Here is a 13,644-nt window from a genome sequence, read left to right as displayed (position 1 = left end):
AACTGCGTTCCTACTTAATGATGGCGGTATCTGCTCGATACTCGGTTATCGCTTTAAAATCGGCCAAGACATCCCCTGAGTTGGCCTCTAACTCATTGCCGACATAGGTTCCCACTGACTTGTGAATCTCGAGTTCAGCAATGCGCTTGGCAATGGTTAAAATACCGACTTGTTTACGGGTGAGTTCCAACACTAAGGTCACCTGATTAGAGGTGATGTTTTGGCGTGAGTCTTCGATATTTTGAACATCAATTTTTAAGACTCTGGCTCCCATCAAAATGGGGGAAACGGACAAGCCTTTATAGGATGAGACACGCTCTTCATTGGCTAATATCTGTTTGGTTGAAGAGAGTGCTAATACATCCACTTCAGAACCATAGGAGATAAATCCGCCGATAATCGAGCTTTGGTTAACCTCAATAACAAAGGGCACTCTATTCTCAGCGATAATCAGATCGACATAGCCATCTTCATTAGGCTGAGTTAATAGCTCTTGAGTCACTGCGGTATCTTGATCGATGTGCGTGTTCCACACCGCATCTTTAATGATCTCAATGTTGACATCGCGGGTAATTCCCAGGCTGAACGCCTCTTTTTCTGGAATGATTTTAATTTGCAGGTCGGAACGAAGCAGTTTTTCACCTATTGGCAGCTCACGTTTTGCAAACCACACTTTATAGCTTTTCTCGGGTTTAGGAGCTGGCTGGATACTCTGGGCAATCTCTTTAGGTAGCAGCAGACCCGATAAACTGTACAGACTCATTAAAATGGCAACAAGGGCTGTTGAAATGATGATTTTTGATCGCATATTACACTCCTACAGCGACGCAGCAATTCCAAACAAACTGCCAATACAGATGGCTACCCCATAAGGAACGCCTTTAATGATCTCTTTTTTGTGACGGTTAACACGTTGATAGACTAAGCAACAAACCGCTATTACTCCTCCACTTAACAACATGATATGCAGACTGGGTACTATGAAGTCAGTGTTAATGGCCAATGAGAATGCGGCCAACAATTTCACATCCCCAGCAGCTACCCAATTAAATGTAAACAACACAAATCCAATCACAACAATAGGCAGTAGATGTTGATAAAAAGAGGTGTTGTTTGTTGATATTAATAATATAAAGCTAAAAAAAGCTATGGATAATACAGTGATATTAGGTATTAATCGGTACCTAACATCACTGTATGAAATGTAAATTGACAGCAGTGTTAACATATAAATACAACTCGTCTCTACATTCCCAATCRTTTTTTTAACTTACTATTTAACGGTATCAGCAGCATTAATATTGGTAGTTACTTTACCCATAGCTGTTTTCAGCGTTGCGCCTAAATCACTATTAAATGCTGCAAGTACTACCGCTGAAATCGCAACACCAATAATGGCGTACTCAATTGCGGTAACACCACGTTGGTCATCTTTAAAGTCCATTAGTGCGATTTTTGCTTGAATGGCTAATTTAGTAATCATGGTCATGTATTCCTTTTCTTTATGTAAAATTTAGGTTTTTAACAAACATGTTTGCTAATGAAAACGATAGTAACCGCAGTGAAAAAATACGCAAATGTCTCACTTATGAGAATTAATATAACTTTATTATATTTTTATTGACATGATAAATACCTAGAAATTCATATGGTTACACCATTAATTATATTAAATCATGTAGGGTAATTCTGACTTTCAAAACTCGATTGTGTTTTTTGAAGCTATGCCGCAAATTCTCATATTATGGTAATGATTCTCATTTCATGCATTTACCCCAGCAATGCTAAGTCGCTTATATATAGAGGTAAATTTAATTATCGTAGACTCTTTGAAAGTAATGACGTTAATATTTTTAATGTAAAACTTGGTAAAAAAAGGAATATCGACTAAGGAAAATTAATTTTAAGGTTTGATTCTTTTTGGGAGGAAGATCTAGATCTTTTGAATAGTGATCCTTTTATAACATTCGATATGAGCTAATTGTCGATAATGAATCACTCTATATTTTTGACAATATATTCTGTTAATACTCAATTGTATATTCTCGGACTTTTAAAATTGTTTATATATATCAGAGAAATAATTACCTATTCATCGAGTAGCACAAAGATGGCTTAATGGTGTAAAAATAGTCGGTTACAGATTCACAATTGTCACGTTATTCTGTAATATGACGTAAAATCAACTTATGCTTCTTACCTAGGAAATAAAAGTAACATTTTATTTCAATCAATTACGGGTAAAGAACAAAAAAACACTCCCAAGGAGTAGTCATGAAAGCTATCGCTACCGGCCCGATCATTGAGCCAACGGAAGGATCTCCTCATAACCGGCTTATCAACACATACTGTTTCATCACGCTATTTTATTTTTCTTATCGATATTAACTAGTTAATTAGATTACAAGTACTTAACGAACCATATTCAATTAGAAGAAATAAAGGAAACACTGTGAATACAAAACTATTAGGCAGTTCATTGATTATTGCAGGCACTGCACTCGGAGCAGGTATGCTGGCAATTCCTATGGTATTGGCTCAGTTTGGCCTACTATCTGGCACACTATTAATGTTGTTAATTTGGCTAGGGACCACTTATGCAGCTCTGCTGTTACTAGAGTCAAGCATCAAAGCCGGTGGCGGATTTAGCATGAACACCATTGCCAAACAGACATTAGGAAAGAACGGACAGATTGTCACCAATCTGCTGTTATACGCTCTGTTGATTTGCCTACTTATGGCCTACATTATTGGTGCTGGCGATCTGCTTCATAAATTACTCACCTCTTTTCACATCTCAATCACCATGACCCAAAGCCAAATCTTATTCACACTGATTGCAGGGTTAGTTGTTGCCGCTGGCACCAATACTATTGATAAAATAAACCGTGCGATGTTTAGCGTTATGATCGTACTACTCGCATTCTCATTGGTTTATATGGCACCGAGTATTTCATTTGATAACTTGCAACAAGTGACCAACAGTAATCGTGCTGACTTGATTAAAACCAGTTCAATCCTATTCACTAGTTTCGGGTTTATGGTCGTCATCCCATCTTTAGTAAATTATAACGAAGGGGCGAGTCATAAGCAGTTACGTAATATGGTAATTGTTGGTTCACTTGTTCCACTTTTTTGCTATTTAATCTGGTTATACGTTGTTGTGGGAAATCTGACCAATGATCAGCTCTCTCATTTTACTAATGTCTCTGATTTATTAGCAGTGCTTTCTACTCAGTATGCTCACATCAGTTCTGTTCTGTCGATATTCACTGGCTTAGCCCTGCTTACTTCTTTCTTAGGTGTGGCAATGGCACTGTTTGACCAAAATTTAGATACGTTTAAACAGAACCGTGTGATTACTTATTGTATCAGTTTTGTTTTGCCGCTGTTTGGGGCACTATTTGCCGCAAACCATTTCTTAGCAGCGCTGAACTACGCCGGGATAATTTTAGTCTTTTTAGCGATATTTATTCCTCTGGCAATGACAATAAAGGTACGTGGCAATCATAAAGGAGTGTCTGATGACCTCCCCCAAGATAATCAAGTCATCTATCAGGCTGAAGGTGGCGCATTAGCACTTATTCTTACGTTTGCATTTGGTTGTTTTCTATTGTCCGCTCAAATAGTATGAGTATGTAATTTTCATAAAAGCCTGAGTGACTCGGGCTTTTATTCTTTCTAGATATTTCATTCATACTATCCATTTATAAATATCACCTTAATATAAATATTTAACTCACATCAACTCGCTATTATTAAATTCATATATAATGCATTATAATAACTGACTGTTAATTTACACCTCAGTTCACAAAGATTAATGATAGTTATAATATTATAGTTTTTGTGCATTATTCTATTTAAAAATAATTGTCGACTATATTGGTAATAAAAATGAGCTGGATTAAAACGATCAGTTACGAACACGCAACTGGCTCACTACGTAAGCTATATGACCGTATCAAAAGCCCAAATAATGGTATTGATAATATGTTGACGGTCCACAGTTTACGACCACATACCATGGAAGCTCACATTACCTTTTCTAAGCAGTTGCTGCACCACCCAATGAACACTATTCCCGCTTGGTTTTTAGAGTCTATTGGTATCTATGTTAGCTACTTAAACGGATGTGATTACTGTTTTGAGTATCACTATAAAGAAATGAAAAGGGTACTCATTAATCAACAGTCAGGAGTAAATTATGCACTTAAAATACGTTCGGCATTAATGAATCATAACTACGACTCAGTATTTCAACGCAAAGAAGCAGCCGCTTTCGATTATGTTTTGAAACTGACCAAAACACCTCATTACATCAATGAGAAAGATGTTATGGCATTAAGAGATAAAGGGTGGAAGGATGGAGAAATATTAGAACTCAACCAAGTAAGTTCCTATTTCTCCTATGCCAATAGGACGGTTAGGGGGTTAGGAGTGAGACAATCAAGCTAAAAGAGACTCAATAAAGCATTTGATAAAATTTCAGCTGCTCCTCATTATCTTGTTTATTTTTTACTTCTATCCAAGGCAGTTCAATTAGCAAATCAACCAGTTCTGTACTGATTCTTTTCTGTTCCAAAAGTGTCTTCTCATTATCTGTTGTTTGTTGTTCTATTTTCATCGAAGAATCTCTGCAGCCAAATCAAAAAATATGCCGTAACATACTTATAATAACTGTAGCACCTGAATCAAAAATGGGACAACTGTAAAACCTATATATCGATCATTGTGTGATTTCACACACGCAACGGTGATGCTTTACACGCTATACGACTGCTGCACCTCTCTTTTTCTTAAATAATTTCAGCTGTGCCAGAATGACACCAACTATCACCATCACTCCACCGATTAGGTGATAGTTGCGAATCTCTTCTCCCAGTATGGCTGCCGCTAATGAGACGGCAAAAACAGGCATAAGATTCATAAACATAGCGCTATTATCCGCACCAATCTTGTCAATCGCTTTTATCCAACACCATGGGGCGATAATTGAAGCGGCAATTGACGCATAGGCCACCACTGAAAATGCACTTTCTGAAATAACATAGCTATCACTACTTAGGAGAAGTGGGAAAAGAAAAACAACCGCAAACATGACCTGCATATAGATCAATTGCCAATTAGAAAGAGGAATCGACCAACGTTTAATTAATACGCCATACAATGCGTACACCAGTGCCGCCACCAGCATAATGCCGTCACCTTGATTAATGGTGCTATGCAAAAAGAACAGTGCATCCCCTTGACCCAACATGAAGGAGAGTCCAGTTAAGGCCACCGTTGCACCAACCAAACTCATTTTAGATAAGCGTTTACCCAATAATGGAACGCTTAAGAAAAGACTAATCAACGGCACTAAAGAGGTGATCAACGCTAAGTTAGACGCGGTGGTCGTTACGGCGGCAAAATACCCTAGCGATTGATGTAAACCCATCCCTAATGACGCTAACACCGCAAGCTTAAGTAAGTACGGCTTAATCACTTGACGGTGCTTTATGACAGATCGAATACAGAAAGGAGTCAGTATGAGAAAGGCAAAAAACCATCGATAAAAACTCATCGCACTGGGTTCAATCACAGAGACCGACATCTTATTGACAATGGAGTTTCCCCCCCATATCAAAACACTGATCAACGGTAATAGATAAATCATTCACATCCCAATAACATAAAGGTTTTGCGCCTTTATAACACAGTTTTATCCTAGTGCTACTGACTAATTAGTTTTTCAATCGTCATTTTATATTTTTCAACACTCTGACCACCAGAGATTAAAAATCGATTATTAAATATCATTGCAGGTACGGTATGAATACCTTGATTCGCAATGCCATTTTGTTCGGTTCGGATTTTTGAAATATAGTGTCCCTCTTCAAGCACTTTGCTTGCAATTTCAACCTCTAATCCCAGTTGTTCGACGATGGTAAGTAAGACATGACGGTCCGACACATCTTTTCGCTGTGAAAAATAGGCATCAAAGAGAGCAACACTCATCTCGGTCTGTTGATCAAATTCAGCCGCCCAAGCAATCAACTGATGAGCATCCAATGTATTATACGTTTTCATCTGATCAAAGAAATTGAACTCAAAGCCTTGTTCTGCGCCTAACTGTGTCCAATTATCCTTCATTGCATTCACGTCAAGTTCACTCATACCATACTTTTCGATAAGATAAGTTTGACGATTAACCCCTTGTACGGTCATTTGAGGATTCAGCTGAAACGGATACCAAGTAATAGCAAAGTTCACGTCGGCTGAAAATGCCTCTGTGGCTTTTAAGAAACGTCGATAACCAATCACACACCATGGGCATACCACATCCGAGATAATAATCACTTCAATGGTTTGTTTTTCTGATTTCTTCCTTGAAAACATTCGGAGATTCCTAAATATAAAAGACGGTTATATAGACCGCCAGAAGGCACTTTTCTTTCATAGTAGTTTATTTTATGATTCTTTGATTGAAAACAATCCATCGTCACGAAAATGTGGATACTATCATCCGTTATTTTTCAGACTACCACCCAACGCAAAGAGACACATGCAACTCAGTATTGGTTTTATACCACCAATATCATCGTTTACTCTCTTCAACAAACCATCGTTTTTGAAGCCAAATATCATAACAACAGTGCTTAGCACTATTGGTGTCGACGACTGTCTGAACACTTCTCTACCTGAATGGACTCATTTTTTACATACTACCTGCCTTTTATACTTAGACAGGTCAACCAAGAGGTAATATGAATACTATCTATTCAATTGGTTCACTCGAATCTTTTCTCATCGCTTTTGCAGTGCTATTTCTAGGGCATATTGTCAATTCAAAGGTGGCCACGCTGCAACGATTTAATATCCCCGAACCCATTGTAGGCGGATTAATTGTGGCTATCATCATTACGTTTTTACACTTTCAAGGAATATCGTTAGCGTTCTCCTTACCTATGCAGAGTACGTTAATGCTTATGTTCTTTAGCACAGTAGGGCTTGCCGCCAGTTATACCCAGCTTTTAAAAGGGGGGGCAAAGGTCTTTCTATTTTTAGGCATCGCATCGCTCTATATCCTATTGCAAAATGGGCTTGGTGTTACCCTAGCTTCCCTGCTAGGTCTAGAACCTATTCTTGGTTTAATTGCGGGTTCAATCACGCTATCAGGCGGTCATGGCACTGGCGCGGCCTGGTCTCAAACCTTCTATGACATGTATGGTATTTCTACCCTTGAGCTAGCGATGGCTGCCGCAACATTTGGTTTAGTAATGGGCGGAATCATTGGCGGGCCGATTGCGCAACGTCTGATTAAAAAGAATAATCTTGAATCAGAATATGGCATTGGCACTAATCATCATGAGGAGTTTCCAGAGCTCGTCACCTATAACGAGAATGAAGAGGATAGGATCACTGCCAAAAAGATCATTGAAACACTCTTTATCTTATTACTGTGTGTTGTCGGTGCAGGTTATGTACACGAAGCGGTTGCTAAGCTTGAAATCAGCTGGCTTCAAATCCCTAACTTTGTCTATGCACTCTTCTTAGGCGTTATCTTCACCAATACCACCGAAGTGACTAAAACCTATAAAGTACACAGTGAAGCGATCGATATTTTAGGTACCGTTGCCCTTTCACTGTTTTTAGCGATGGCTTTGATGAACCTAAAACTGTGGAACATTTTCGACCTCGCATTGCCGTTGCTGGCGATTCTATCCGCTCAAACCGTCATGCTGGCTATCTTCTCCTATTTTGTGACGTTTCGGATCATGGGGGGTACCTATGATGCTGCTATCATTGCAGGGGGACATTGTGGCTTTGGATTAGGAGCGACGCCTACCGCCGTAATGAACATGGGGTCTCTTGTTTCACGTTACGGACCATCACCTCAAGCATTTATGGTAGTACCGATTGTTGGCGCCTTCTTTATCGATATCGTCAACCTCATTATCCTACAGGGTTACATAAGCTTTATCGGTTAACTGCCCGCCGCAATCAATTACGCTCTTTTGCACTTGCAAAAGAGCTTTTTTATTTTCATTCGATTACACTGAATTAACGTTTGCAATTCAAAGTGTTTCCTATGACTGATAATAAACGAATCCTTATCCTTTTTGCTCATCCTTCTCAAGAACGCTCTGAAGTCAATGCTCCTTTATTTGAGCGAGCGAAGCAGCTAGAAAATGTCACCACTGTTGACCTCTATAATGACTACCCCACTTTACGAATCGATGTCGATAAAGAGCAACAACAACTACGAGAGCATGATGTGATCATCTTTTTGTTCCCTCTTTATTGGTATTCCACACCCGCCATTCTTAAAGAGTGGCAAGATCTGGTGCTAGAGTATGGTTTTGCCTATGGCACAGGAGGCGACGCTTTGCATGGAAAAACCTTTATGTGTGCGCTTACTGCCGGAGGTCAAGAATCGGCCTACTGCTCGAAAGGCTACAACCACTTCACCATTAAAGAACTGCTGCAACCTCTGGAACAAACCGCTTCCTTAACGGGCATGTACTACCTTGCACCATTCACCTTATTTAGTGCCCGAACCGCTGTTGAAGACCAACGTTTAGACAGCCACCTCGACCAGTGGGAAAGATTATTAAAGGGGTTAGCCAATAATCAGATCGATTTAGAAAAAGCGGCTCTACTCCCTAAGCTAAGTAGTAATTTTGACTCTATCTTCATACCTCAAGGGGAGAAGGCGTAATGACCACTTACTTCATTCAAGCTTTCATCTATCTCTTTGCCGCTGTGATTGCAGTACCACTAGCCAAACGAGCAGGTTTAGGCTCGGTATTGGGCTACCTCATTGCGGGCGTAGTTATCGGCCCAGTGATAGGCCTTGTGGGTGAAGAGACAAATAGTATCCAACACTTTGCTGAGTTCGGCGTCGTCATGATGCTCTTTTTAGTGGGCTTGGAGCTAGAGCCCAAAATGTTATGGAACATGAAAAACCGACTCATGGGTTTAGGAGGTTTACAGCTAGCCTTAACCACCTTAGCGGTTACCCCTATTGCTATGTTATTCGGATTATCATGGAGCGTGTCACTCACCATAGGGTTGATTTTTGCGCTCTCATCAACTGCTATTGTGCTGCAAACGTTTAGCGAAAAAGGACTCTCTAGATCGGAAGGGGGAAAATCTGCTTTCTCTGTCTTATTATTTCAAGATATTGCGGTGATCCCGATGCTGGCGTTGATTCCTCTGCTCGCACTGCCCGAATTAGTCGAACAAGCCAAAAGCCTTACTTCAGTCGCCGCGGAACACCACCCAGAGTTAAGTTTAGTGGTTGGCCTACCAGGTTGGTCATATGCGTTAGTCGTCATGGCCTCTATCGCCAGTGTCGTCGTTGGCGGTCATTACCTAAGCCGTCCACTGTTTAGTTTTATTGCCAAATCAGGACTACGCGAGATCTTTACCGCCTCTGCACTTATGCTCGTCATTGGTATCGCAGCTTTAATGAGTTTAGTTGGCCTCTCTCCTGCTCTAGGAGCATTCTTAGCGGGTGTGGTATTAGCCAACAGTGAATTTAGACATGAGTTAGAATCCAATATCGAGCCGTTTAAAGGCCTCCTTTTAGGGTTATTCTTTATCACCGTTGGGGCCGGGATCGACTTCTCAATTCTTTTCAATGATTTTGGATTTATCATTTCAGCTACCCTGATCGTTATGATATTAAAAGCGTTGGTACTCTATCTCATCGGTATTATTTTCAAAATTAAAGGCAGCGCTCGCTGGTTGTTTGCTTTAAGTCTGGCTCAAGCGGGGGAATTCGGATTTGTTCTCCTTAGCTTTACGGTACAAAACCATGTTATCCCTACCGATCTTGCCCAAACATTATCCCTCGTTGTCGCACTGTCCATGTTTTTAACACCAGGGCTATTCATCCTGTTTGATAAAGTCATTGTCCCTCGTTTTGAACAGAGTGAAAACGATAGGCAAGCGGACGAAATAGACGAACAAGGAACAGTGATCATTGCCGGTGTGGGCCGTTTTGGTCAAATCGTCAATCGGATGCTTGTGGCTAATGGGGTGAATACCGTTGTTTTAGATCACTCGATCACGCAAATCGAATTACTACGAAGAATTAACACCAAAAGTTACTTTGGTGATGCCACGAACCACCAACTTATTCATACCGCTGGCATTGAAGAAGCTTCTCTCTTTATTGTCGCTATTGACGATCACCCGCGAGCAGTTGAGTTGGTTGAGTACCTCAAACACACTTACCCCAAGTTGACCGTATTAGCCCGTGCGTTTGATAGAGGGCACTCATATCAGTTGAGAAAAGCAGGGGCCGACATCGTCGTTACCGAAACCTACCACTCAGCCCTTGAATTAGGACGTGAAGCTTTAGTTGGGTTAGGCATGCACAAGTTTAAAGCTGAACAACAGAAAGCCATTTTTGATGAAATTGAACTGAAACACAAAGATGAACTGTATCATTTATGGAGTAAAGGATCTGAGGATGATAAATTCACTACGCACTTTCGGGATCTGTTCATGGAACTTGAGAGAGTGTTAGGACATGAAATGAAGTCTGACCGAAGCGATAAACACAGCCTGACTGATCGTGGGTGGACACCTCCACCGAAAGGCTATGCCGACCATATTGAGCAAGAGACACTAGAACCTAAAGCAGAAGATAAGTAGTATTACCCTATTAGAACAGAGCGTTACGAAAAGGATTAACAATGAGCACATTTATTACCCGTTGCCCATCATGCAAAACCAAAAACCGCCTACCAAATGAGAAGGTGTCCGAGTCAGCCACCTGTGGTAAGTGCCAATCAGAGCTATTTGATGGTCAACCCATAGAAGGGACAAGTGAAAACATGGCCGCCATTTTAAACAGCAGCCAGCCTATTGTAATAGATTTTTGGGCACCGTGGTGCAATCCATGTGTCGGTTTTGCTCCCGTATTTTCAGATGTTGCCAAAGAGCGTCATGGAAACGTACGATTTGTCAAAATCGATACGGAAGCACAACAACAACTGGGGGCGCAATATCAGATCCGCAGTATCCCCACTGTGATGGTGTTTAAAAATGGCCAGCGAGTCGACATGATCAACGGAGCTCTCCCTAAAGGACAATTTGATCAGTGGCTTAACCAAGCTCTGTTGAAATAAGAAGTACAGACCATGCATATTACCGAACAGCTTGCCTCGTTGTGGCCAGGATCATCGCAAGATCCATCATTACACTCTCAACTGCAGTGGTTGAACCAACACCATAAGTTCTTTCGCTTCAGTATTGCAAGTGATCACACCCAAGATGAAAGTTTTGACACTTGGTTCGCCTCTTCGTTTGACCCGACGTTGGAACAGTTTGGTTCTATGATGGAAGCCAGACCAGCACTGGCTGCTTCATTATGGCAAAAGTCACTGAACGCCCACCTATTTACAGGCCTAACTGCCCTACGTTTAAAGTTTAATCGAGTGCCACAGCTTTCCGTCTCTAATACCCATATTGCCATTGATAAAAGCTATAAAGTTAAGCAGATCAGTACAGAGGAAACAACTCCTTTTTACTGCTTATCTAACGATCCTCTGGCCAGTAATCCCATATCCATAGTGGTTAGCGACCAGCAAGAGCTAGACAAGAAGTTTGCCGATGTGATTCGCTACTTTGGCATTCGTTTTGAGCCACTATTTCGCGGCCATAAAGTCAATAGTAAACTGTTTTGGGGAAACCTCAGCTTTGCTATTACGTTAACCTTCATGCGTTTGACCGAAAAAGGGATAACCATTAGCGATGCCAATAAGATCAAAAGTCTGGCTCAGGAGTGGTACCAACAACTGCTACCAGAAACTGCTGATCTGAATATCATCGAACAGGTTGATAACCAAACACTCTCAATTCTGTATGTTCGCAGAGACACCTGTTGTCTGAAGTATAAATTAGAAGGAAAAGGGAATTGCGGTACGTGTGGTTTGGTCGATAAACAGCAACAAGATAAAATCTACACAGATAAAATCCCTCAATAGACCCCATCTCAGTACACAACATGATAATCAATAGGGGGTTAGTGACCTCACTAACCCCCTTTTAATAACGTCTATTAAATCAGTTCAAGCTGTTGCATTACCGTACGAATACGCTGTTTATTTGCATCACTGATTGGCAACATTGGCAATCGAACTTCCTCACTACCTATGCCGAGTAAAGAGAGAGCATACTTAGCTCCTGATGGATTGGGCTCAGTAAAAATAGCTTGATGAAGTGGTACTAACTTTTCATGCACTTCCAATGCCTTCTGATAATCACCATCTCGACAAGCTTGATGCATCTCGGCGCACAGTTTTGGCGCTACATTGGCAGTCACTGAAATGCCTCCATTTCCTCCCATTGCGTAATACGCTAGGGTAGTCATATCCTCGCCAGAGAAGTAACTGAACTCTTTGTTGATTAACTCTCTTTCATAGCTGATTCTCGCTAAATCTAAAGAGACATCTTTCACACCAACGACTCTCGGCAATTCTGCTAGGCGAGCCATGGTCTTCGGTGCAATATCAACGGCAGTTCTTGGAGGAATGTTATAGATGATGATTGGTAAATTGGTTTCATCATGCACAAATTTAAAGTGTTGGTACATCCCCTCTTGTGACGGGCGGCTGTAATAACCGGCAACACAGAGAAGGCCGTCAGCCCCTGCTTTTTCGGCTTCTTGCGCGTATTTAAGTGCCTCTATCGGATTATTAGAACCCGCACCAGCAATAACAGGTACACGACCTGCCGCCTCTTCAACGACAATCTGTATCGCTCGGATATGCTCTTCTTCAGTAGCGGTAGCCGACTCCCCAGTCGTTCCCATTGGAACTAACCCTTCAGTACCTTGCTCTATCTGCCAGTTCACTAGGCTGCGTAGCGCTTTTTCATCCACTGAACCGTTTTCAAATGGTGTAACAAGCGCCACATATGATCCTGAAAACATCTCTTTCTCCCTTTAATAAAAAAACCCGGCTACGCTAAGCGGCCGGGTTTTGAAATGCATACTGATAATGATAGACACACAACAACCTAAGCCACCCAGGAAAAACCCGGTTTACTTACTTTATGCTCTGGTTTTCGTTGTGGTGCATACATCATCAATCTAACCTAATAATTATTCATGAAGAAAATATAACATGATTCTACAAACATGAAAGCGATAAATGATAGAAACTTCATTTATCAAATGCTCTTCGCCATGTTAATACCCGTTACCGAAAACCCTATCTCTTCATACAGAGTTAACGCCCGCTTATTATGATAAGCCACTCTCAATTTTATCTGCTTTAAGCCACATTCTGACATTCGTTGTTCTAATTTCAACATCGCCGCACGGCCATAACCTAAGCTACGAAAGGCGTCGAAAATATAAAAATCATTTATAAACACCGACTGATCAGCATGATTTTCTGAATACCACAGATAGCCAACATGCTTCGAATCATAAATATCGGACGTTTCAATACACAACAGATGCACCCCATCCGGTATTTCATCATCTGGAAAACTCTGCAAGAGGGATTGTTTTGCCTGTATCAGAGAGTTTTCGAGTGTGTGTCCATAATTTGCTGCAATCTCATTGGCGTAATCATTAATAAAGTAATCGCGAAAACCGGCAAACTCATCATTGCGTATTGTTCGTAAAATAATCATCAC

Annotated in this window: 15 protein-coding genes; 7 read left to right on the top strand and 8 right to left on the bottom strand. The window is 40.9% G+C overall.

From position 1 onward, the window contains the following. Positions 1 to 10: 10 nt before the first annotated feature. From cpaB to L4C32_RS01260, 3 genes are read right to left on the bottom strand one after another with little or no spacing between them, the layout of a single operon-like run. Positions 11 to 808: a Flp pilus assembly protein CpaB gene (gene cpaB / locus L4C32_RS01270; RefSeq protein WP_428195039.1), complete on the bottom strand. Its 798-nt coding sequence runs from the start codon at positions 806 to 808 to the stop codon at positions 11 to 13. A gap of 9 nt (positions 809 to 817) precedes the next feature. Further along, positions 818 to 1,228 (bottom strand): A24 family peptidase, encoded by a 411-nt coding sequence (locus L4C32_RS01265; RefSeq protein WP_428195038.1) that lies wholly within the window; start codon positions 1,226 to 1,228, stop codon positions 818 to 820. 45 nt (positions 1,229 to 1,273) lie between these two features. Beyond that, positions 1,274 to 1,483: a Flp family type IVb pilin gene (locus L4C32_RS01260; RefSeq protein ID WP_428195037.1), complete on the bottom strand. Its 210-nt coding sequence runs from the start codon at positions 1,481 to 1,483 to the stop codon at positions 1,274 to 1,276. Positions 1,484 to 2,452: 969 nt separating this feature from the next. On the opposite strand from L4C32_RS01260, the gene L4C32_RS01255 reads away from it, so the two are divergent. Beyond that, positions 2,453 to 3,634: an amino acid permease gene (locus tag L4C32_RS01255; protein WP_428195036.1), complete on the top strand. Its 1,182-nt coding sequence runs from the start codon at positions 2,453 to 2,455 to the stop codon at positions 3,632 to 3,634. A gap of 263 nt (positions 3,635 to 3,897) precedes the next feature. Next, a complete protein-coding gene (locus L4C32_RS01250; RefSeq protein ID WP_428195035.1) occupies positions 3,898 to 4,458 on the top strand; it encodes a carboxymuconolactone decarboxylase family protein in 561 nt (186 codons plus the stop codon). A 7-nt stretch (positions 4,459 to 4,465) separates the two neighbouring features. On the opposite strand, the gene L4C32_RS01245 is transcribed toward L4C32_RS01250, so the two are convergent. The 3 genes from L4C32_RS01245 to L4C32_RS01235 form a co-directional block, all read right to left on the bottom strand. Further along, on the bottom strand, positions 4,466 to 4,627 hold the full coding sequence (locus tag L4C32_RS01245; protein WP_428195034.1) for a hypothetical protein: 162 nt from the start codon (positions 4,625 to 4,627) through the stop codon (positions 4,466 to 4,468). A 144-nt stretch (positions 4,628 to 4,771) separates the two neighbouring features. After that, on the bottom strand, positions 4,772 to 5,659 hold the full coding sequence (locus L4C32_RS01240; RefSeq protein ID WP_428195033.1) for a DMT family transporter: 888 nt from the start codon (positions 5,657 to 5,659) through the stop codon (positions 4,772 to 4,774). Positions 5,660 to 5,715: 56 nt separating this feature from the next. Then, entirely contained in the window at positions 5,716 to 6,381 is a 666-nt protein-coding gene (locus L4C32_RS01235) for a DsbA family oxidoreductase (protein ID WP_428195032.1), read from the bottom strand. Between the two features lie 368 nt (positions 6,382 to 6,749). Here L4C32_RS01235 and gltS point away from each other — a divergent pair, with 368 nt between their 5' ends. The 5 genes from gltS (at position 6,750) to L4C32_RS01210 (ending at position 11,984) form a co-directional block, all read left to right on the top strand. Next, positions 6,750 to 7,973, top strand: a complete 1,224-nt coding sequence (gene gltS / locus L4C32_RS01230; protein WP_428195031.1) for a sodium/glutamate symporter — start codon at positions 6,750 to 6,752, stop codon at positions 7,971 to 7,973. 101 nt (positions 7,974 to 8,074) lie between these two features. Then, on the top strand, positions 8,075 to 8,704 hold the full coding sequence (locus L4C32_RS01225; RefSeq protein WP_428195030.1) for an NAD(P)H-dependent oxidoreductase: 630 nt from the start codon (positions 8,075 to 8,077) through the stop codon (positions 8,702 to 8,704). Then, the gene (locus tag L4C32_RS01220; RefSeq protein ID WP_428195029.1) at positions 8,704 to 10,650 is read left to right on the top strand and encodes a monovalent cation:proton antiporter-2 (CPA2) family protein; all 1,947 of its coding nucleotides are present in this window, start codon (positions 8,704 to 8,706) and stop codon (positions 10,648 to 10,650) included. Before L4C32_RS01225 ends, L4C32_RS01220 begins: the two co-directional genes overlap by 1 nt. 41 nt (positions 10,651 to 10,691) lie before the next feature. Next, positions 10,692 to 11,126 carry a thioredoxin TrxC gene (gene trxC, locus L4C32_RS01215; RefSeq protein WP_428195028.1) on the top strand — a complete coding sequence of 145 codons (435 nt, stop codon included), beginning with the start codon at positions 10,692 to 10,694 and terminating at the stop codon, positions 11,124 to 11,126. Positions 11,127 to 11,138: 12 nt separating this feature from the next. Further along, the gene (locus tag L4C32_RS01210) at positions 11,139 to 11,984 is read left to right on the top strand and encodes a (2Fe-2S)-binding protein (protein ID WP_428195027.1); all 846 of its coding nucleotides are present in this window, start codon (positions 11,139 to 11,141) and stop codon (positions 11,982 to 11,984) included. Positions 11,985 to 12,058: 74 nt separating this feature from the next. On the opposite strand, the gene dapA is transcribed toward L4C32_RS01210, so the two are convergent. Further along, entirely contained in the window at positions 12,059 to 12,931 is an 873-nt protein-coding gene (gene dapA / locus L4C32_RS01205; RefSeq protein WP_428195026.1) for a 4-hydroxy-tetrahydrodipicolinate synthase, read from the bottom strand. A gap of 239 nt (positions 12,932 to 13,170) precedes the next feature. Then, positions 13,171 to 13,641: a GNAT family N-acetyltransferase gene (locus L4C32_RS01200; protein ID WP_428195025.1), complete on the bottom strand. Its 471-nt coding sequence runs from the start codon at positions 13,639 to 13,641 to the stop codon at positions 13,171 to 13,173. Positions 13,642 to 13,644 lie beyond the last annotated feature (3 nt).

The organism is Aliivibrio kagoshimensis (assembly GCF_050337105.1).
In the GTDB taxonomy this organism is placed as follows: domain Bacteria; phylum Pseudomonadota; class Gammaproteobacteria; order Enterobacterales; family Vibrionaceae; genus Aliivibrio_A; species Aliivibrio_A kagoshimensis.
The sequence above is the reverse complement of the archived record's forward strand: the minus strand, read 5'-3'. Positions and strand labels throughout refer to the sequence as shown.